The 20,260-nt window shown below is 70.9% G+C and carries 19 protein-coding genes and 2 pseudogenes; 11 read left to right on the forward strand and 10 right to left on the reverse strand.

The window, feature by feature from the left end; all coding sequences use genetic code 11:
- The first annotated feature begins 1 nt into the window (after window position 1).
- On the forward strand, window positions 2-1,174 hold the full coding sequence (locus J1M64_RS09445) for a glycosyltransferase (RefSeq protein ID WP_307872413.1): 1,173 nt from the start codon (window positions 2-4) through the stop codon (window positions 1,172-1,174).
- A 27-nt stretch (window positions 1,175-1,201) separates the two neighbouring features.
- Here J1M64_RS09445 and J1M64_RS09450 read toward each other — a convergent pair whose 3' ends face one another.
- On the reverse strand, window positions 1,202-1,879 hold the full coding sequence (locus J1M64_RS09450) for a DNA alkylation repair protein (protein ID WP_206474011.1): 678 nt from the start codon (window positions 1,877-1,879) through the stop codon (window positions 1,202-1,204).
- A gap of 97 nt (window positions 1,880-1,976) precedes the next feature.
- Here J1M64_RS09450 and J1M64_RS09455 point away from each other — a divergent pair, with 97 nt between their 5' ends.
- From J1M64_RS09455 to J1M64_RS09475, 5 genes and pseudogenes are all read left to right on the forward strand, one after another.
- On the forward strand, window positions 1,977-2,411 hold the full coding sequence (locus tag J1M64_RS09455; protein WP_206474012.1) for a pyrimidine dimer DNA glycosylase/endonuclease V: 435 nt from the start codon (window positions 1,977-1,979) through the stop codon (window positions 2,409-2,411).
- Window positions 2,412-2,433: 22 nt separating this feature from the next.
- Window positions 2,434-3,663 carry an alpha/beta hydrolase gene (locus J1M64_RS09460; RefSeq protein ID WP_206474013.1) on the forward strand — a complete coding sequence of 410 codons (1,230 nt, stop codon included), beginning with the start codon at window positions 2,434-2,436 and terminating at the stop codon, window positions 3,661-3,663.
- Between the two features lie 74 nt (window positions 3,664-3,737).
- Window positions 3,738-4,175 (forward strand): nitroreductase family deazaflavin-dependent oxidoreductase, encoded by a 438-nt coding sequence (locus tag J1M64_RS09465; RefSeq protein WP_120285517.1) that lies wholly within the window; start codon window positions 3,738-3,740, stop codon window positions 4,173-4,175.
- A 57-nt stretch (window positions 4,176-4,232) separates the two neighbouring features.
- Window positions 4,233-5,162 carry a patatin-like phospholipase family protein gene (locus J1M64_RS09470; protein WP_206474014.1) on the forward strand — a complete coding sequence of 310 codons (930 nt, stop codon included), beginning with the start codon at window positions 4,233-4,235 and terminating at the stop codon, window positions 5,160-5,162.
- Window positions 5,159-5,794 (forward strand): annotated as a pseudogene (locus J1M64_RS09475) (flavin-containing monooxygenase); the annotation flags it as partial. The gene J1M64_RS09470 and the pseudogene J1M64_RS09475, both read left to right, overlap by 4 nt.
- A gap of 393 nt (window positions 5,795-6,187) precedes the next feature.
- Here J1M64_RS09475 and J1M64_RS09480 read toward each other — a convergent pair.
- On the reverse strand, window positions 6,188-7,129 hold the full coding sequence (locus tag J1M64_RS09480) for a GlxA family transcriptional regulator (protein ID WP_154830090.1): 942 nt from the start codon (window positions 7,127-7,129) through the stop codon (window positions 6,188-6,190).
- A 107-nt stretch (window positions 7,130-7,236) separates the two neighbouring features.
- On the opposite strand from J1M64_RS09480, the gene J1M64_RS09485 reads away from it, so the two are divergent.
- The 3 genes and pseudogenes from J1M64_RS09485 (at window position 7,237) to J1M64_RS09495 (ending at window position 9,453) form a co-directional block, all read left to right on the forward strand.
- Window positions 7,237-7,548, forward strand: coding sequence for a putative quinol monooxygenase (locus J1M64_RS09485; protein WP_096906522.1), 312 nt, complete (start codon window positions 7,237-7,239; stop codon window positions 7,546-7,548).
- A gap of 378 nt (window positions 7,549-7,926) precedes the next feature.
- Window positions 7,927-9,081 (forward strand): annotated as a pseudogene (locus tag J1M64_RS09490) (ISL3 family transposase); the annotation flags it as partial.
- A 108-nt stretch (window positions 9,082-9,189) separates the two neighbouring features.
- Window positions 9,190-9,453, forward strand: a complete 264-nt coding sequence (locus J1M64_RS09495; protein WP_206474016.1) for a hypothetical protein — start codon at window positions 9,190-9,192, stop codon at window positions 9,451-9,453.
- Here the strand turns inward: J1M64_RS09495 and J1M64_RS09500 are convergent.
- Window positions 9,431-10,687, reverse strand: coding sequence for a glutaminase (locus tag J1M64_RS09500; protein WP_206474017.1), 1,257 nt, complete (start codon window positions 10,685-10,687; stop codon window positions 9,431-9,433). The two genes, J1M64_RS09495 and J1M64_RS09500, sit on opposite strands and share 23 nt — an antisense overlap.
- 128 nt (window positions 10,688-10,815) lie before the next feature.
- A complete protein-coding gene (locus tag J1M64_RS09505) occupies window positions 10,816-11,223 on the reverse strand; it encodes a cupin domain-containing protein (RefSeq protein ID WP_206474018.1) in 408 nt (135 codons plus the stop codon).
- A 2-nt stretch (window positions 11,224-11,225) separates the two neighbouring features.
- Between J1M64_RS09505 and J1M64_RS09510 the strand changes: the two genes are divergently transcribed.
- Complete coding sequence (locus J1M64_RS09510) at window positions 11,226-11,534, forward strand: fasciclin domain-containing protein (protein WP_206474019.1); 309 nt, start codon at window positions 11,226-11,228, stop codon at window positions 11,532-11,534.
- A 104-nt stretch (window positions 11,535-11,638) separates the two neighbouring features.
- Here J1M64_RS09510 and J1M64_RS09515 read toward each other — a convergent pair whose 3' ends face one another.
- The 3 genes from J1M64_RS09515 to J1M64_RS09525 form a co-directional block, all read right to left on the reverse strand.
- Complete coding sequence (locus tag J1M64_RS09515; protein WP_206474020.1) at window positions 11,639-13,102, reverse strand: FAD-dependent oxidoreductase; 1,464 nt, start codon at window positions 13,100-13,102, stop codon at window positions 11,639-11,641.
- 117 nt (window positions 13,103-13,219) lie between these two features.
- Entirely contained in the window at window positions 13,220-14,047 is an 828-nt protein-coding gene (locus tag J1M64_RS09520; RefSeq protein ID WP_206474021.1) for a mycofactocin-coupled SDR family oxidoreductase, read from the reverse strand.
- Window positions 14,048-14,084: 37 nt separating this feature from the next.
- Entirely contained in the window at window positions 14,085-15,641 is a 1,557-nt protein-coding gene (locus tag J1M64_RS09525) for a PLP-dependent aminotransferase family protein (protein WP_206474022.1), read from the reverse strand.
- A 95-nt stretch (window positions 15,642-15,736) separates the two neighbouring features.
- Between J1M64_RS09525 and J1M64_RS09530 the strand changes: the two genes are divergently transcribed.
- Entirely contained in the window at window positions 15,737-16,966 is a 1,230-nt protein-coding gene (locus J1M64_RS09530) for a pyridoxal phosphate-dependent aminotransferase (protein ID WP_206474023.1), read from the forward strand.
- Between the two features lie 120 nt (window positions 16,967-17,086).
- Here J1M64_RS09530 and J1M64_RS09535 read toward each other — a convergent pair whose 3' ends face one another.
- From J1M64_RS09535 to J1M64_RS09545, 3 genes are all read right to left on the reverse strand, one after another.
- On the reverse strand, window positions 17,087-18,259 hold the full coding sequence (locus tag J1M64_RS09535) for an alpha/beta hydrolase family protein (RefSeq protein WP_206474024.1): 1,173 nt from the start codon (window positions 18,257-18,259) through the stop codon (window positions 17,087-17,089).
- Window positions 18,260-18,352: 93 nt separating this feature from the next.
- The gene (locus tag J1M64_RS09540) at window positions 18,353-19,639 is read right to left on the reverse strand and encodes an alpha/beta hydrolase family protein (RefSeq protein ID WP_067713009.1); all 1,287 of its coding nucleotides are present in this window, start codon (window positions 19,637-19,639) and stop codon (window positions 18,353-18,355) included.
- Window positions 19,640-19,720: 81 nt separating this feature from the next.
- Window positions 19,721-20,215, reverse strand: a complete 495-nt coding sequence (locus J1M64_RS09545) for a glutathione peroxidase (protein ID WP_067713012.1) — start codon at window positions 20,213-20,215, stop codon at window positions 19,721-19,723.
- Between the last annotated feature and the right edge of the window lie 45 nt (window positions 20,216-20,260).

Below are 20,260 nucleotides of genomic sequence, written 5' to 3' on the forward strand. Positions count from 1 at the left end.
GGTGAACACTGGCTCCTCCCCGGTCCCGCCGCCGCTGTCGTCGGCGTCTTCGCGCCCGTCAACGCCGCCGCCCACGCCGCGGGTCCGGGTGCGCTCCGTGCCGGCCGGGCACGACTACGTCCGCCACGCCATCTCGCCCGCGGCCGGCGTGACGGTGCTCGCGGACCACGTGCTGGATCCGGCCGAGCCCGCCCGGTGGTGGCCGCACCCGGCGCTCGAGGCCGCCGACCGTCCCGAGGTCCTCGACGGGGCCGACCTCGTGCATGTGCACTTCGGCTACGAGCATCGCTCCCCCGGGCAGATCGCGGAGTTCGTGGCGGCGTTGCGGTCGCGGGGCCTGCCGCTGGTGGTCACCGTGCACGATCTGACCAACCCGCACGAGCCCGACCCCTCCGCCCATCTCGAGCGCACCGGCCACCTCGTGCGGGGCGCCGCCGCGGTGATCACGCTGACCCGCGGCGCCGCCGCGGAGATCCGCGAACGGTGGGGAGTCGACGCGCAGGTCCTCCCGCATCCCCGGCTCATGGCCGCGGAGGTCACCGAGCCGTACCGGCTCGCGCGGCTCGATCGCTCCGGCGGCGGGCGCACGGTCGGTGTGGTGCTGGGCTCGCTGCGCGCGGGCGTCGCCGGCGAGGAACTCCTGCCTCCGCTGGTCACCGCGCTGCCGGAGGGTGCCCGCCTGACGGTGATGGTCCGCGCGGACGCCCTGGCCGCCGCGCGCGATCCGGAGCATCCCCGCCACGCGGCCGCGACCGAGCTCGACCGGCTCACCGCCCACCCGGACGTCGAGGTCCGTGCCCACGACCACCTCGCCGACGACGAACTGTGCGCGGCCCTGGCCGGATTCGACGCGCTCGTCCTGCCCCACCGCCACGGCACCCATTCCGGCTGGCTGGAGCTGTGCCGCGACCTGGGGCTGTCGCCGGTCATCCCGCGGATCGGGTACCTGGCCGAGCAGTGGGACCCCGGCGTGCTCGGATCGGGGTCGGCCGGATCGGGCACGGCCGTCTACGACCCGGCCCACCCCACCGCCGACGACCTGCGCCGGGCGCTGGTGGCCGCGCTCGACGGCCCGCCGGTCCCGCCGCGCGCTCGAGCGTCCGAGGACGCCGCGGTCGCCGCCGCCCACGCCCGGATCTACCGACAAGCACTCTCCGCTGCGGACGAGAGGTAGTCGAGCGGGGCGGGCCCGGTCGGCGCGTCAGGCCTCCCGGCGGCGGACCATCTCGCCGATCCACTCCGGCGCGTACGGCGACGTGCAGTTCGGCGGCGTCGGGTAGTCACGCAGCACACCCAGGCGCTCGCCGATCTCCAGTGCGCGCGCCCGCAGATCCGGATGCTGGATCCCGATCTGGGCGAGGCAGGTGTTCATCTCCCACTGCAACCGTTCGTGGGCGTCGGCCATCTCGGCCTCGATCACGTCCAGCAGCGCGGGCAGGTCCAACCCCTCCGGCTTCTTGACCACCCGGTCGGCGGTGAGCGCCCAGCCGGCGGAGGCGACCACCGGGTCGGCGTCGCCCAGCCACGCCACGCGCAGGTCCTCGGCGTACGGGCCCTTCATCACGACGTAGCCGACCAGCCAGTCGTGGACCTTCCGGGTGCGGGCTTCGCGCAGCATCGTGTCCAGTTCGGTGGCCGAGAACTGCTTGGGCCGGCAAATGAGCAGCGCGAGCAGCCGCGCGGCCGAGTCGCCCGTGGCCCACAGCTCGAGGGCCAGCGGATGGTTCTTCTTCACCCGCTTGGCCACCGCGCGGAGCGTGGTGAGGTTGACCGCGTGATCGTCGCCGTGCCGCTCGTTGACCTCCCGGATCCGCGCGTCCTCGAGCTCCGCGAGCTCGGCCATCACCTCGTCGCGGGTCGGCGTTGTCGTCGTCGTCATCGTCGTCTCCTCGTCCGTCCCTGGCGGCACCGTGCGCGCCTCACGGTGCTTCCCGTCCGCACCGCGTCGGCGCCCCGCCCGCACCTATACTCGCCGGGTGCGCCTGTGGAGCATCGATCCCGTCCTGCTCGACCGCGCCGCGCTGGTCGCCGGGTGGCGCGAGGGGCTCCTGGCCCAGAAGGTACTCCGCGGGCTGACCAAGGGCTATCGCAGTCATCCGCAGCTCGAGCGCTTCCGCACGCTCCCCGACCCGGTCGCGGGGATCGCCACCTGGCTGCACGGGCTGGCCGACGCCGCCGAGGTGCGCGGCTACCGCTTCGACCGCACGCGCGTCGTCCTGCCGCCCGGGGCGGAGCGCCTGCCGCTCACCGACGGGCAGCTCGCGCTGGAGTGGGCGCACCTGCGGGTCAAGGTCACCGACCGTGACCCCGCGTGGCTGGACCGCCTCGTCGCACCGCGGCCGCACCCGATGTTCGACCTGGTCCCGGGTCCGGTGGCCGCCTGGGAACGCGCACCCCTACCGGAGGCCTGACATGCCGACACCGTTCGTCCGAGTGCCTTTGCCCGTGGTCCTCGCCCCCGCCGCGGTCTCCACGGCGCTGGCGTTGTGGCCGATCCGCCGACCGTTCGCCGCCGCGACCGCCGGCTGGGTGTGGAGCCTGCCCGCGCAGGAACTCCCGCTGCACGTCGGGGCGCTGGTCGGGGCCGCGACCGCGCCTGCGCTGGCCGGTCGGGGCGGTCGGGCCGCGCGTCCCTCCGATCGCGTGGGGGTCGGCATCGCTACGCTGACCTGGGCGGGTCTGGGTCTCGTACTGTCGCGACACCTCGCCGCGAAGGCCGTCCTCGACCGCGCGCTGGCAGAGGGACTGGGCGACGGGCTGGGCGACGGGCCGGGCGAGGGGCTGAGCGCCGGGGAGACGACGACGAGCCCGTCGGCCCTCCACCGCACGCCGTGGCCGAGGGTGCTGTTCCGCCCGTGGCCGCTGCGGCCGCGCGGGGTGCGGGCCCGCCGGGGCATGGTCTACGGACCGGACCCGAAGGCCAACCGCTTCGATCTCTACACCCGTGCCGGCTCGCCTGGGGCCGGCGGCGACACTGGCGGCAGCGGTGGACATGGCGGCAGCGACGCCGGCGACGTCCGCGGAGTGCTCGTCCACATCCACGGTGGGCACTTCCGGGCCGGCGGCCCGAGCCGGGAGTCGCGAGCGATGCTGTTCGACCACGCCGCACGCGGGTGGGCGGCGATCAGCACCACCTACCACCTCTCGCCGAACCCGGAATCGGGATTCCCGCAGCACCTGGTCGACGTCAAGCGGCTCCTGGGCTGGATCCGCACCGATGGCCCGGCGCACGGGATCAGGGCCGACGCGCCGATCGTGGTGGCGGGCAGTTCGGCCGGGGCGCACCTCGCGATGATGACCGCCCTGACCGGGGGAGATCCGCGATTCCAGCCGGGATTCGAGGACGCCGACACCACTGTCGCCGGCGCGATCGGGTTGTACGGCTACTACGGTCGCCTGGGCCTCGAGACCCGGGACGTCTCCGACCCCGTGCGGCACGCGGCATCCGGCGCCCCGCCGGTGGCGATCATCCACGGCACCCACGACACCTACACGCCGGTGAAGGGGTCACGCCGACTCGTACGGCACCTGCGCGCCGGATCGCCGAACCCCGTGGTCTACGCCGAACTGCCCGGAGCCCAACACGGGTTCGACGCGGTGCGCTCGCCGCGCTACCTGGCGGTCGTCGAGGCGGTCTCGAGATTCACCGACCGACTCGCCTGATGTGGGCAGCGAGCGCGCCTTGCCAAGCGTAGTGTCGCCCTGAGCCGACGGAACCCCATCACCGAGGAGCCCCGATGCCCTTGTCCGGCGAGTACGAGCCCAGCCCGAGCGAGTGGGTTCGGATGCAGGTCGAGACCTACGAGAAGACCGACGGCGCGGAGGGCGGCGACCTCGCCGGCATCCCCGTGGTCATCGTGACCACCGTCGGCCGGAAGTCCGGCAAGCTTCGCAAGACCCCGCTGATGCGCGTCGAACACGAGGGGTCGTACGCGGCCGTCGCCTCGCAGGGCGGCGCTCCCACACACCCGGTCTGGTACTGGAACATGAAGGCCGACCCGCACGTGGAGGTCCGCGACAGGGACCGGGTCGGCGACTACACGGCCCGCGAGCTCAGCGGCCCCGAGCGCGACCGGTGGTGGGACCGGTCCGTCGCCGTCTACCCCGATTATCGCGACTACCAGCAGAACACCGACCGGATCATCCCTGTGTTCGTATTGGAGCCGCGCGATTAGGATCAGCGCGGGGCACTCCGGGCCGGCGCGCCCCGCGGGACACGAGGAGGGCGCCGGATGAGTCGCACCGCTCTCGTCCTCGGCTGCGGGGGCACGATCGGCGGGGCCTGGATGATCGCCGCCCTCCACGCGCTCACCGAGCAGACGGGATTCGACCCCCGTGAGGCGGACGTCCTCCTGGGGACCTCGGCGGGCGCCGAGCTGGTGACCATGCTCGCCGGCGGCATCGGGGTCGACGAACTGGTCGATATGCAGCGCGGGCAGGCCTGCGACATGCGGCTCCGCGAACACGTCGCCTCGACCCCGCCCGGGCGGCCGCCGTTACCCCGGCTCCCGCTGCTCAACCCCGGTCTGCTCCGCACACGGTCCGGGCTGGGCGCCCTCACCGGTATCGCCCCCACCGGTCGCGGCGACGCCGGCTGGTTGCAGCGGCTGGCCGAGGGCTTCGAGGTCGGCGCATGGCTCCCCCACACCGGTGCCCGGATCGTCGCCTACGACGTCCTCGCCGGGGAGCGGGTACTGTTCGGCGCCCCGGGCTCGCCGATGGCCACCGTCGGCGAGGCGTTGCGCGCCTCCTGGGCGACCCCCGGGTGGATGCCGCCGGTGCCCGTCGGTGACCGGATCTTCGTCGACGGCGGCATGGGCTCCACCGCGTCCGTGGACCTGATCGGGCCGGAGGACGCCGACCTCGTGTTCGTCCTCGCCCCCATGGCCTCGGCGCCCGGCGTCCGCGTCCCCGGCCGGGGCGGCGGGATCGAGTACGGGCTGATCCGCCGCCCGATGTCCACCCAGCTGCACGACGAGGTCGCCGCCGTCCGCGCGCGCGGCGCCACCGTCGTCCCGATCCTGCCCACCACCGTCGACCTCGCCGGCCTCGGCGCCTACTTCATGAACGCCTCCCGACGGGAGGCGGCGTTCGAGTCGTCCATGGTGACCGCGCCGGACACCGTCCGCGATGCGCTGACGGACAACGCGGTCGACGTGTGAGTCCGGGTCGATCGCGCGAGGGGCGCGAGCCGCGCGTGGTGATCGTCGGGGCCGGGGTCGCCGGCATCACCGCCCTGCACGTCTTCCGCGAGCGCGGCTTCGCCGACGTGACCGTGCTGGAGAAGGGCTCCGACGTCGGCGGGGTCTGGTACTGGAACCGCTACCCGGGCCTGACATGCGACGTGCCGTCCCAGCTCTACCAGTTCCGGTTCGCGCCGAAGCCCGACTGGTCGCGCGTGTGGGCCGACGGCGCCGAGATCCAGCGCTACCACCGCCGGGTCGTCGACGACCTCGGCCTGGCCGGGCACATCCGGACCGACACCCCGCCACGGAACTCCGCCAGTCCGGGGACGTACTACCGCGCCATCCAGCGCAGCGACGCCGAGCTCGTCACCGACGCCATCGCGCAGGTCACCCCGGACGGGATCCGCACCGCCGACGGCACCGAGCGGCCCGCCGACGTGATCGTGCTGGCGACCGGCTTCCGCGCGCACGACTACATGCGTCCCATGGAGGTCGTCGGACGCGACGGCCGCACCCTCGAGCGCGAGTGGGCCGACGGCCCGCGCGCCTATCGGATGACCGCCGTCCCGGGCTTCCCCAATGCGTTCACCGTGCTGGGCCCCAACTCGGCTCTTCCCAGATGAGGGTGTAGGTCGGCCGGGCGCGTCGGTCCGCAGATAGACGTCGAGATCTCCCGACGATGGAGGTTCCTACGCCATCCATCCGAAAGACCTCGACGTGTCCGACGCTACCCCGCCGGCCGGCTTCGGCCGCCCTGACCTGACCGCCTTCGCGTCTTATCCCAATCGACTCTGATCGGGTCTGCTGATCCTCTCGACGAGAACGCAGCGACATCACAGCCACCCAACCCCGACCGTCCGGGAAGCCGGGACACGTCACATGGCCTGTGCTGCGGGCGTGTCGAGTGGGTCGCCCAGGGGCGACGCAGGAGCGTCGACGCGACGTGCTGAGAGGTGGTTCCAGTCGAGCACTAGCACACCGGCTACAGGCATGGCGATAGGTCAGGAACGGCGTCGCTCCCTACGCAGGAGGGAGCGCAGAGTCTCGGCGTTCGCGTAGCCGACCCGTAGCGCGATCTCGGCGGAGGTGAGGTCCGTGGTTGCAGAGAGGTGCCGAGCTCGTTCGATGCGAAGCCGTTGGACGAAGCCGAGCGGAGTGAGGTTGAGCGCCGCACGGACTCGTCGTTCGAGGGTGCGCCGGCTGGTGCCGAGCGACTGCGCGACGAAGGCGACGTTCAACGGTTCGTCCAGGCGGGCGCGCACGAAGCGTTCGAACTCGACCACGATCGGGTCCTCGTGCCGGAGATGTTCGTAGGCGACGAAGGCCGCCTGCGACGGGCGCTCGTCGATGATGAGGAGCTTGGCGACATGTTGGGCCAGGTCGGGGCTGATCGATCGCACGAGTGAGAGCGCGAGGTCGATGTGGGCGAACGCGGCGCCGGCGGTGACGAGGTTCCCGTCGACCACGACCATGGTGTCGAGATCGAGGGCGACGGTCGGATAGCGCTTCAGGAACTCCGGCCCCAGGAACCAGCTGGTCGTCGCCCGCCGATGATGCATCCGTCCGGTCTCGGCGACAGCGAACACGCCGGTGCACGCCGCGGCGATCCGGGTGGTCGCCTCGTCGAGGCGCCCGAGCGAGGCGATGACCGAACGAGCATCTCGGCTCTGGAGGGCGTCGTTGGTAGCGGCGGCCGTAAGGGTTCCAAGCGCAGGGACGACGACCACGTCGAACTCTGCGGACTCCGACAGCGGGTGGTCCACCGACAGGGTCATCGATGCCGTCGTGGTCACTCGCCGTTTCGGACCGAGGATGGCGAGTGTGATCGGGTCGATCCGCGGGTCGACATCGCCGCGGGCTCCGTCGGCCACCCGCACGATGTCGATGATCGACGCGATAGCCGAACCGAAGCAGCCGTCGATCGCGATCAGTCCGATACGCATGGCGTAAACAATAGCAATGCTGCCGTATACGCCACTTCCCACCGGCCCTCGCTCGTCATACGCTGAACTCGTCCCACGAAGAACCCCGATTTCAAGGAGAGTCCCTCATGTCCACACCCGCATCACTTCCGTATGCCTTCGTCGCCAAGATCGTCGCGGCCGATGGACAGCACGACGCGCTCGCCGATCTGCTCGCCGGCGCTGTCGCACTCGCCAACGAAGAAGCAGGAACGATTGTCTGGTTCGCGGTCAGGACCCACGCCGACACCTTCTGGATCTTCGATGCATTCCCCGACGAGTCCGCTCGCGACGCCCACGCCAACGGCGCCATCGTCGCAGCCCTGACGGACAACCAGCACCTCCTCGGCGCAGCACCCGAGATCCTGGCGGCCGACGTCCTCGCGTCCAAGCTCCCGTAGTCCGCCAACGCACGAGACGATCGCGCCCCGCCGAGTCGTCGCCAGGTCGCGACGCAACGCCATGCTGCGTTGCCGAGCGATGCGAGGCCTATCGGCACACGGACAGGATGCAGGCCGCGAGCGCTCAGCCGGCGAGGGGTCCGTCGCAGAGAAGAGCGACGTCGGTGGGCGAACGAGCCGCTGACCTGCGCAAACGCCGAGCGTGGGGGACGCCGCCATCCGGTGGTGACCGGCGACGACCGACCAGTACCGACCGTTTCACCGGAGCTTGCGGCGGCGTCGAAGCCGAGCAAGCTCCATTCCTTTAGCTCACCGCGCCCTCCTCCTCGCCGGTCCCGTCGTCGTCGAAGACGTTTCAGGGGTCTTCTCAGATGACGGTGTAGGTCGGCCGGGCGCGTCGGTCCGCAGATAGACGTCGAGGTCTCCCGACGACGACCGACCGTGCTGGAAGTTGTAGTGCACCGCTACCGCTGTGCCGACTGCGGACACGTGTGGCGCCAAGACACCAGTGCCGCGGCGGAGCCACGCGCGAAGCTCTCGCGCACCGGGCTGCGGTGGGCGCTGGAAGGGATCGTGGTCGCACACCTCACCGTCGCCCGTGTCGCCGAGGGACTCGGGGTCGCGTGGGACACCGCCAACAACGCGGTCCTGGCTGAAGGCAAGCGGCTGCTGATCAACAACCCCACGCGGTTTGAGGGCGTGAAGGTCATTGGCGTCGATGAGCACGTCTGGCGCCACACCAGGCGTGGCGGCAAGTACGTCACCGTGATCATCGACCTCACCCCGGTCCGCGATGGCGCCGGCCCAGCAAGGCTGCTGGACATGGTCGAGGGCCGGTCGAAGGCGGCGTTCAAGACCTGGCTCGCCGACCGCGACGACGCCTTCCGTGACGCGGTCGAGGTGGTCGCGATGGACGGCTTCACCGGGTTCAAGACCGCCGCTGCGGAGGAGATCCCGGACGCGGTCACGGTGATGGATCCCTTCCACGTCGTGCGCCTGGCCGGTGACGCCCTCGACAGGTGCCGGCGCCGGGTCCAAGTCGCGATCCACGGGCACCGTGGGTTCAGGGACAACCCGCTCTACAAGTCGCGGCGCACGCTGCACACCGGCGCGGACCTGCTGACCGACAAGTAGAACGACAGGCTACGCGCGCTGTTCGTTGATGACGCTCACGTCGAGGTCGAGGCGGCCCGGGGTGTCTACCAGCGCATGATCGCCGCCTATCGCCACGAGGACCGGCAACGTGGCCGCGAGCTCATGGAGAAGCTGATCACCGACCTCAGCGCCGGCGTCCCCAAGGTGCTCACCGAGCTCACCACCCTGGGCCGGACCCTGAAGAAGCGAGCCGCTGACGTGCTCGCCTACTTCGAACGACCCGGCACCAGCAACGGGCCGACCGAGGCGCTCAACGGACGGCTCGAACACCTGCGCGGCTCCGCACTCGGGTTCCGCAACCTGACCAACTACATCGCCCGAAGCCTGCTCGAGACCGGCGGCTTCAGACCCCAACTCCTACACCCCCGATTGGGATGAGCCCCCAACTCCCCCACCGGCTCGATCTCACTGCAGCACACCGCCGAGCTCACCGCCCGGTACATCGCCCACTGGATCGAACTCCTCCGCGAGGGCGCGATCCGGTCGGTGGAGGTGACCGAGGAGGCGACCGCCGAGTTCAACGACGACGTCGCCGGGGCGATGGGGCCGACGGTCTGGAACACCGGCTGCCACTCCTGGTACTTCCACGACGGCGGCACGATCGACCTGTTCCCCTTCGACCGGGCGCGACTGGCCGAGCTCATGAGGGAACCGAACCCACTCGCACTTCCGGGTGGGCTGAGTGCCCGGTGCCGCTGGGTGCGCCGGGCTGGCGCGCCCGGGCTAGCTAGCGGGCCGCCCGCCGGTTGACCGGCCGGGTCCCGTCGCCCAGGTCTGGTTGGGGGAGGCGCCGGCCCGGGTCGGCCAGACCGACGACGTGGCCGTCCGCCGACAACCGCGTCATCGCCTCGAGCAGCATCCGGCGCGCGCTCGTGTTGACCGAAGACACGCGGCTGAGGTCCAGGGTCACCTCGCTCGGCCCCTCGGGGATCTCGGCGAGACGCCGCAGGACCTGCTCGGCGCTGGCGAACGTCATGGGGCCCTGCAGCCGGAAGGTGCGGCGCCCGGAGATCTCGTCGAACCGCACCGAACGGACGGCCTCCACGTCCGTGACGGTGGTGTTCATCAGGTGCAACTCGAGATCGTGGGACAGCCGCTCGAAGGTGCGCACACCCTCCACGCTGTGGCCGTGCTCGTCGAGTCGCGGTGAGAACACCCCGAGCCCGACCTGCCCGGGCAGGGCACCGAAGATCCCGCCCGACACCCCGCTCTTGGCGGGGATCCCCACGGTGGACATCCAGTCCCCGGCGGCGTCGTACATCCCGCAGGTGGCCATCACGGCGAGCACCTGCCGGGCGACCGGCGCCGAGACCACCCGCTCCTTGGTGACCGGGTTGATGCCGCCCGTCGCCAGCGTCACCGCCATCACCGCGAGGTCGCGCACGGTCACCCGATAGGCGCACTGCCGGGTGTAGCCGCGCACCACCTCATCTGGGTCGTTCGCGATGATCCCGCCTGCGCGCACAAGGTTGGCCATGGCCCGGTTGCGGAACGCCGTTCGCAGCTCGGAGTCGAGCACGGCGTCGTCCACTCCGAGCTCGCGGCCCGCGAAGGCGGACAACCCCTGCCTCACCGCCTCGTCACGGTCGTCCTGGGTCGCGTCGGGCTCGCTCACCAGCGTGTGCGTGGTGATGGCCCCGATGTTGATCATCGGATTGCGCGGCCGGCCCGTCTCTCGGTCCAGGGAGATCTGGTTGAACGCGTCCCCGGACGGCTCCACCTCGACCTTCTCCAGGACCGCCTCGATTCCCCGGTCCCGCAGCGCGAGCGCGTAGACGAACGGCTTGCTCATCGACTGGATGGTGAACTCGGCGTCCGCGTCCCCGGCGGTGTAGACGATGCCGTCCATCGTGCAGGCGGCCACCGCGAACCGGTCGGGGTCCACGGCCGCGAGTTCGGGGATGTAGTCGGCGAGCCGGCCGGCGTCACCGTTCGAGCAGGCGTCGCGGATCTCGAGCAGATAGTCAGGTACCGGCGTCTTCACGCCACCAGCGTGTCATGCCGGAGGGCCCGGGGCGGCGTGTGCACCGCCCCGGGCCCTCCGGCACCGCGAACCGGTCGCGGCCATGATCGTCGTCAGCGCTCGTGGTAAATGGTCGTCAGTGGTCGCGGTCAGTGGTCGTGATGGTCGTCCGCCTTGGTCGGGTGGACGGTCCCGTGCTCGTGCTCCGGCGGACCGTACAGTGAGTACACCTTGAGGTTCTCCTCGCCGGTGTTGGTGACGTTGTGCCAGCTCCCGGCGGGCACGAGGATGACCCAGTCGTCGGAGACCTCGCGCACGAAGTCGAGCTGATCCTTCGCGGGGCCCATCTCGACCCGGCCCTTCCCTGCCTCGACGCGCAGGAACTGGTCGTGGTCGTCGTGGACCTCGAGACCGATGTCGTCCCCGGGCTTGATGCTCATGACGGTGAGCTGCATGTGCGATCCCGTCCACAGCGTGGTGCGGTAGTTGTCGTTGGCGAGGGTGGCGTCCTCGATGTCGACGACGAACGGGTTCGGACCCTGATCGGTGGGGCTCATCGATGCTCCTGCTTCTTCGTAGACGGGTGTACGCGGTGGCCGGCGGCCAGCGTTCCGTCTCGAGTTTCGACGACTCCCGGGACGCTCGCAAGCAAGGGCATCCTCCCGAGGCGCGGCCCGGGGGACCTGTCCCCATCCCGTCACGGGGCCACAACGATCAGGCCACGAGGGTTCACGTACCCCCTGCGCAGGGCGAGAACGTCGCCCTCGTCGATGGGAACGGCACCCGCATCAACGTCGTCCAGACCGACGTGGACGCCACCAACGGCGTCATCCACGTCCTCGACGGAGTCCTGATGCCGCCCGCCTGACCCGCCGGTGACACTCGCTGCGCCCCGACTCGGCCCTTCCCCGACCGGCCGGGGCGCGGCTCATGTCAGCCGGTCGTGTCAGCTGCGCGCGCCAGCCGGTCGGGTCAGCGGGGCGTGTCGTACCTCTTGAGGTCACTGGTGGCCGGGCCCTCGATGAGCTCGCCACACGCCGAGAAGCGGGACCCGTGCCAGGGGCAGTCCCACGACCGCTCCACGTCGTTCCACGTCAGCGCGGCTCCCATGTGGGGGCACAGCAGGCCGACGCGGCAGGTCTCGCCGTCGTCGCCCGTCGCCTCCCCCATCGGTCGGATACTCGGCCGTGGCTTGCGCACGATCGCCTGCGCCGCGGTCGCCGCGAGCTGGACGGGCACGTCCGCGAACAGGGGCACGGCGTTCTTCGCGATGCCCGTGATGCTGGGCTTGCCGAACGACACCCGCGGGTCCACGCCCTCGAGCCGGTCCACCATGATCCCGGCCGCCGCCGGCGCGCCCGTGAGGCCCCACTTGCTGTAGCCGCCCGCGAAGTGCACGCGCCCCCTGCCCCACGGCAGGGGCCCGGACTTGGGCAGCATCGTCACCGGGTGGAAATCCTGCGCGGACCAGCCGTGGGTCATCGTCGCGCCGGGGAAGTACTTCTCCGCGTACTCCCGCAGCGAGTCGATCTTGGACGCGGTGCCCGTGGCGGTGCCGGTGCGGTGCCCGTTGCCGCCGACGAACAGCACCTCACCGCCGGGTGAGGGCACCGTCCGCAGCGAGCGGACCGGGCTCTCGACCGAGCCGTACATCCCCTCCGGCAGGCCACCGGGGTACTCGAACGCGCAGAGGTAGGACCGCTCGGGTTCCATCGTCGCCACGGTCGGGCCGCGGTCCAGGGCCGGGGACGCGGTCGCCAGCACGACGTCGCGGGCGGTCATCGTGCCCGGATGCGCGGTGACCTTGACGAACGCGTCCTCCCCGGTCCCCTGCGCTGTGAGTCCGGTGACACGGGCGTGCTCCACGATCCGCACGCCGAGGGCCGTGGCCGCGCGGGCCAGCGCCGCGAGCGCCTCCACCGGGTCGATCTGCATCTGATCCGGCAGTTCCACGGCGGCCCGGGCCGGGAACGGGACGTCCACGCGGTCGTACCAGCGGGCGGGCAGACCCAGGTCGACGAGGGTCTTCATCTCCTTGCGCAGGGTCGACGTGCCCATCCGCCCCTTGGAGAACGTCACCGCACGCCGACGCTGGGAGTCGACGCCGTGGGTCTCGCAGAACTCGGCCCACCAGTCGAGTCCGTACCGGTTGGCGTCGGCGTACGCGCGCGCCGTCTCCAACCCGTGCTTGGAGCGGATGCTCGACAGCCGGGTGCCCTGCAGGACCGAGACCTTGGCCGTGGTCGCGCCGCTGGCCCCCGCGCCCACCGTGTGCGCCTCCAGGACCACGACCGACTTGCCGCGCGCGGCGGCCATCAATGCCGTGATCAGCCCGGTGAACCCGGCCCCCGCGATCACCAGGTCGACGTGCTCGCCGCCCGGGAACTCGGCCGCCGGGGGATTGATCGTCGTGCGTCGCCAGAATGAAGTGCCCATCGTGCGTCTCCTGGAGGGTGCTCGCCGGGGATGTCGCTGGCGCTCACTGTAAGACCGGTCACGTCGCCTCGCATCCGCTCCTCCGGCCGCCGGTCTCCCCACCGGCGGCCGGCCGGGCTACTTCGCCGTGAACCCGGCGTCCACCGGCAGGGCGACGCCGGTGATGTGACGACCCGACTCCTCCACCAGGTAGAGCACGGCCCGCGAGATGTCGATGGGCTCGAGCATCGGCACGGGCAGGGCGTTGCCCATCGTGTGGCCCTCGGGGTTGTTCGCGAACCACCTGGCCATCTCGTCGTGCGCCACCATCGCCGTCAGGACGCCGGCCGGGTGGATCGTGTTGATGCGGATGTTGTGCGGCGCGAGCCAGATCATGAAGCTGCGCATGAGCCCCACCACCCCGTGCTTGCTGGCGGTGTACCCCGTGGCCGCGCCTGACCCGTCGCCTCCCCGCCCGGACAAGCCGTTGGTCGACGAGATGAGGACGATCGACCCGCCCTCGCCGCGCTCGATCATCAGCGGGGCGATGGCGTGGACCGTGTTCCACACCCCCACGAGGTTCACCATGATGGTGTCCAGAAACGCCTGCTGGGCGTCCGGCTCCTCGCCGCGCTGGGAGTTGATCCCCGCGTTGGCCACCACGATGTCCGGGACGCCGAAGCGCTCCCGGCAGGCGTCGACCGCCGCCGCGACGTCCGCCGGCTCGCGCACGTCGCCCGTCACCGCGACGATCTCCCCGCCGACCGCCTCGACCTCGGCGACCGTCTGCTGCAGGTCGTCGGCGGTTGCCAGCCCGTAGGGGACGGTGTCGACGTCCTCGCAGATGTCGAGCGCGAGGATCCGCGCCCCCCGCCGGGCGAGCTCCACGGCGTGACTGCGCCCCTGCCCCCTCGCCGCGCCGGTGATGAAGGCGACCCTGCCCGCCAGTGACTGTTCCTGACCCATGTGTGAACCGCTTTCCGATGCGATGAGTTGACTACCGTCAGGATTCAAGCACCGTCGGGGTCCGAGTGGTCGGCGTTCCTCCCGATCCGAGCCGCTCCAGCACCCGTCGGAGCTCCACCGCGAAGTCGGCCGCGTCGCGCGAGGAGAGCCGCGCGTAGCTCAGCACGAGGCCGGACACCGCGTGATGCGCGGCCTGCCCGCCGAGCGATCGCGTGCGCCACCCGGCCCGCTCGAGCGCGCGCACCACCTCGTCGTCGTCATATCCGGGCAGCACCACACACAGGTGCAGCCCCGCTTCCACGCCCGTGACCTCGAGGTCCGGGCATTCCCGGCGCAGCGCCGCCACCAGCCGGGAACGACGGTCGCTGTACACGCGCGCCGCCCGCGCCAGGTGCCGGTCCATCGCGCCCGAGGCGATGAACGCGGCCAGCGCCTCGGCGGGCAGAGACGACGGGCCGCGCCGGTGGACGGCGAGCCAGCGTTCGACCTCGCGGCGGAGACGCTCCGGCGGCAGGCACCACGCCACGCGCAGGTCCGGGGCCACGGACTTGGACGACGTGCCCACATAGGCGACGTGACCGGCCGCCGCGGGCAGGCTGACCAGCGCAGGCAGCGGGGCGACGCCGTAGCGGAACTCACCGTCGTAGTCGTCCTCGATCACCAGCGACCCCGTCCGCCGCGCCCACTCCACGAGCGCGACCCGGCGGTCCACACTCATGCGGTGCCCCAGCGGGAACTGGTGCGCCGGCGTGGTGAAGACGATCGCCGGCTCCGCCCCCAGCCGCGCAGCGTCGAGGCCGCCCGGCCGCGCGGGATGGAACCGCACCTCCAGGCCCTGCTCCCGGGCCATGAGCACCGCACCGCGGTACCCGGGGTCCTCCGTGTGAAACCGCACGGTCCCGCCCCCGGCCCGCCCCTGCTGCCCGGCGACGAACGCCGCGCAGAGGGCCGCGATCGCCGACCGCGAACTGTCGAACAGCACCGGGTCGCCCGCGGCGATCCCCCGATGCCGGCGGAGGTGATCGGCCAACGCGACGCGCAACGCCGGGCTCGGCTCCTCCCACGGGTTCAGACCCGCCAGGCCCTGCGCCGCGGCGGCGCGCACCGCCGACCGCCAGGCCCGCTCGTCGACGAGGGAGGCATCGGGGATCCCGGGACGGAGATCGCGCGGCGACCGGCCGCGGCGCAGTGTGGGTGTGGCCGGCGCCGGGGGCGCGGGCGGGGCAGTGGTCGCCGCCGGAACCTCCGGTGACGAGGTGCGGGTGCCCTGCCGTATGAGTGGCGACGACGACGAGGTTCGGCTGACTCCGCGCGTCCGCGCCCCGGCCCGTGCCGCCTGACCGGCTCCGGCGGCGACCCGGGTCCCCGACCCCTGGGTGGAGACGATGAAGCCGGCCGCCGACAGTTCGTCGAAGGCGCGGACCACGGTCCCGCGGGAGAGTCCGGTCTGCTCGGCGAGCGCGCGCGTGGAGGGCAGCCTGTCGCCGTCGGCCACGGATCCGTCGGCGACCAGATCGATGATCGCGTCCGCCAACTCCGCAGCCCCCGACACCTGCCCCACCACCAGGGATCCGGAGCGAGCGGTGCGGGCCATGGGGGAATCGTAGGTCACGGCGCCGCACAGTGGTCTCACAATTCTGCGCGAAATGGTCCTTCCGGGGGCGCCACTTTCGGGGTGGGATGGGGTCCATGACGACCTACCGCCAGTCCCGACGACTCCGCGACGTGCGCTACGACGTGCGTGGCCCGATCCTCACCGAGGCGATGCGCCTCGAGGCCGAGGGACACGACATCCTGCGGCTCAACCTGGGCAACATGCACCCCTTCGGGCTGACCGCCCGGCCGGAGCTCGTCGACGCGGTGGCGGCGGGACTCGCCGCCGGGCAGGCCTACTCCGACTCCCGCGGCATCCCCACCGCCCGCGAGGCCGTGGCGGACTACTACCGCCGACACGGGATCGGTGGCGTCTCGCCCGAGAACGTCTTCCTCGGCAACGGCGTGAGCGAACTCATCACGCTGGTCCTGCAGGCCATGGTCGACCCCGGCGACGAGATCCTGGTCCCCGCCCCGGACTACCCGACCTGGACGGGCGCCGTGAACCTCACCGGGGGCGTGCCCGTCCACTACCTCGCCGACGAGTCCGACGGGTGGAACCCGTCGCTCGAGGACATCGAATCCCGGGTCACCCCGCGGACCACCGCCCTGGTGATGATCAACCCCAACAACCCCACAGGCGCGGTGTACAGCGAGGACACCGTCCGGGGGATGGCCGACATCGCGCGCCGCCACGGGCTCGTCCTGCTGTCCGACGAGATCTACGAGAAGGTCCTCTTCGGCGACGCCCGCCACCACCACGCCGCGCGGGCGGCCGGCGACGACGTACTGTGCCTGACCTTCGGCGGGCTGTCCAAGGCGTACAGGGTGTGCGGCTACCGGGCCGGCTGGGTGGTCGCGACCGGCCCGATCTCCCACGCCACCGACCTACTGGAGGGACTGACCCTGTTGTCCAACATGCGGGTCTGCCCCGGCGTCCCCGCACAGCACGCGATCCCCGTCGCCCTGGCCGAGGACTCACCGTGGGGCCACGACGTGGTGGACCCGGACGGTCGACTCGAGCGGCAGCTGGCCCGGACCACCGAGCGCCTCAACGCCATCCCCGGCGTGAGCTGCGTGGCGCCGCGGGGCGCGCTGTACTGCTTCCCGCGCCTCGACCGCGAGATGTTCGGCATCTCCAGCGACGAGCAGTTCGCCCTGGACCTCCTGCGCTCCGAGCACGTCCTGGTCACCCACGGGACCGGCTTCAACTGGCCCGAACCCGACCATTTCCGCATCGTGTGCCTTCCCGAGGCACCGGTGCTCGACCGGGCGCTCGACGCGATCGCCCGGCACCTCGACCGCCTTCGGCTGGCCGCGGCCTGACCAGCCGCCGCATCGACCCCGTCGACTCCATCGAAAAGACAGTTCCGCACACGTCGCGCGAGAGGCGGGTGTGCGGAACTGTCTTCTCGACGGGCGTGCGCGGGGGATTCCCGCCGTCGCTCAGTTCTGCAGCGCAGGCTTGATGTGGTTCCAACCGGGCGTGATGTAGTCGACGAACGTCTGCCACCCGTGGAGACCCTCGTCGCCGTAGTCCACGCGATGCGCGATGCCGCGGCGGTCGAGTTCGCGGGAGAAGCTCCTGGCCCCCTCGATGACCCCCTTCTCCAGCACCAGGCCCTGCAGCATGGCGAAGTAGTCGTCGCCGTAGTTCCGGAGATCCCCTTCGGACACCGCCGTGCCCCCGGTCGCGAAGTACACCGCGGTGCCCTCGAGACCCTCCGGGTGGGAGATCGTGTCGTGGTACTTCCACAGATCGCTTCCGCGCGGGCCCCACATGTTGGCGGAATCGCCGCCGCGCCCATCCACCGAGCCACGGACCGACTGGTAGCCCAGCTCGTCGGTGGTCGAGTAGTAGCCGGAGAGCGCCATGACGCCGTCGTACAGCCCCGGGTACGTGGCCGCTAGATGCATTGCCGCCTGCGCACCCATCGACGCGCCGGCGATACCGTTCTTGCCGTTGTGCTTCGTACCCCGGGTCGCGAGTTCCGCCTCGACGAGGCCGGGCAGCTCCTCGGTGAGGAACGTCTCCCACTTGTTGTAGCCGAAGACCTCGTCCTCGCTCTGCCAATCGGACCAGTACGAGGAGGGGCCTCCCGTAGGTGTCACCAGGTGGACGTTCTCCTCGGCCATGCGCGCGGGCATGTTCCCGGCCCGCTTCCAGCCCGAGTTTCCTTCGACCGAGTCGACCCCGTCGAGGAGATACAGCACGGGCGCCGACCCCTTGTCCGTCACGCGGGACGGGAGCACCTCGAGCACGATCTCGCGCTGCATAGCGGCGGAGGTGACGAGCCAGTGCTCGTAACCTCCGTGCTGGGTGATGGCGCGGAGTTCGACCGAGTCGATCGAGTCGTCGCGCGGTCGCGGCGGGTTGGGGAGTTCCACGTAGGACCCGGTGCCACCGAGCGGGATGTTGGTGGAACCGGCCGACCCGAGCGACCCGAGTGTCGAGCCCAGCCGAAGGGAACCGGCCGCCGACCCGATCAGCTCGACCTCCTCGAGTCCCAGGGACGAGGTGTCGATATCGCCGCCGATCTGGGCGGAGGCGGGCGCGGCGAATCCCAGGGACAGGATGGCCGCGAGAGCGGTGGCGGTGGTGCGGTGGCGGATGTTCATCGGGTGCCCTTCATTGCGAATCTGATCAGACGATGCAGAAGCGGCCCTGCGCCCCGGTGAGGGAGGGCGCAGGACCGCTTCTCAGATGATGAATCAGGCTCCGGACGAGCCCAGGGACCCGGCCGAGCCGGAGGAACCGGCTGAGCCGGATGCACCCGGGGTGCCCGTTCCGGGCTCGACGTCTCCGCCGTACAAGGCGGGCTTGATGTAGTCCCATCCGGACTCGAAGTTCTTGAGGAAGTTCGGCCAGTTGTGCAGGCCGGTGTCGGCGAAGTCCACCTTGTGCTCGATCCCGGCACGATCGAGTGCCTTCTCGAAGGCCTTCGAGTTCTCGTACACGCCCATCTCCAGCACCAACCCGATTATCAGGTCCTGGTAGTTGGCACCGTACTGCTTGACGTCATCGGGACCGATCTCGGCGTTGCCGGCCGAGAAGTACACAGCCTTGCCACGCAGGCCCTCCGGGTGCGAGATGGTGTCGTTCTCCGCCCACCGCGCGCTGCGGTGCGGGCCCCACATGTTCTCGACGTCTCCACCGCGAGTCTCAACGGAAAGCCGCACGGTCTGGTACCCGAGGGCGTCCATGGTCGAGTAGAAGCCACTGAAAGACATCACGGCGTCGTAGACATCAGGGTGTGTAGCCGCAAGATGCATGGCCGCCTGAGCGCCCATGGAGATGCCGCCGACGGCTGCCTTGTCATTCGTGTTGAGCCGCTCATCGACGATCGCCGGCAGTTCCTCGGTGAGGAACGTCTCCCACTTGTTGTTGCCCAAGACCGGGTCGATCTCCTCCCAGTCGGTGTAGTACGAGGCGTAGGCACCCGCCGGGTTCACCACGTGAACGTTCTCGTCCTCCATCCGATCAGCGATGTACGCCTGGTGAGCCCAGCCGGTGCTGCTGATCGGCGCACCCACGCCGTCGAGCATGTAGAGGACGGGCGCCTCGCCCGTGCCGCGCGAGGGGACGACCTCGACGGTGATCTCACGCTGCATTGCCTTCGAGGCGATGGTCCAGTACTCGTACGCCTGATCGTTCCCGGCCTTATCGGCGCGGTAGCGCTCGATTCCACGAAACTCCGTCTTGGTGATCGACTCGTCGACCGGAGTGGGCGTGCCGACGGTTTCCGAGGACCCTTCCCCGAGTGGGACGTCGGCCGAGCCGACCGACCCGAGAATCCCTGCGGCCGAGCCGATCGGCACGGAGCCGACGGCGTCGATGATCGCCTCGAAGTCCTCCTGGCCGAGCGCCGACGGGTCGATGAGCGTCGAGGGGTCGATGCTGGCGGTCTGGGCGAAAGCGGGAGTGGCCGACCCGAGGGTCAGGGCGACGGCGAGTGCGCCGGCGGTCGCGGCCGCGGCGCGGCGGAGTCCGAAGGACATGAAGCTCCATATGTTGTGAGTAGTGACTTACGGAGCTTAATCCGTTCTCAGCTGAAATCGTTACTCGCGCCGTGCGAGTCGCTACCCCCGCAGTGCCGCCTCGACCGCCTCGCGCAGGTCCTCGGGCTTCCGGTTGGGTCCGAACCTGTCGATCACGTGGCCGTCGCGGCCCACGAGGAACTTGGTGAAATTCCACTTGATCCGGCCGCCGAGCACCCCGGACTTCTCGGACTTGAGCCACTCATAGAGCGGGTGAGCATCCGAGCCGTTGACCTCGACCTTGGAGAACAGCGGGAACTCCACGCCGAAGTTGCGCTCGCAGAACGCGCCGATCTCCTCGTCGGAGCCCGGCTCCTGGTGCGCGAACTGGTCACACGGGAACCCGAGCACCACGAAGCCCTCGTCGCGGAACTCCTCGTACAGCTTCTGCAACCCCTTGTACTGCGGCGTGAACCCACACTTGCTCGCGGTGTTGACCACCAGGACGACCTGCCCGGCGTAGTCGGACAAGTCCTTCCCGCTCCCGTCGAGCAGGCTCGCCCGGAAATCCGCGAGAGTGGTCTGGTCGTGGCGCATGGGCACTCCTCGTCGTCGTCCCGACCCCGGTCGGCCGGCCCTCGA

It is taken from the genome of Dietzia sp. KRD202 (assembly GCF_017168155.1).
Lineage (GTDB): Bacteria > Actinomycetota > Actinomycetes > Mycobacteriales > Mycobacteriaceae > Dietzia > Dietzia kunjamensis.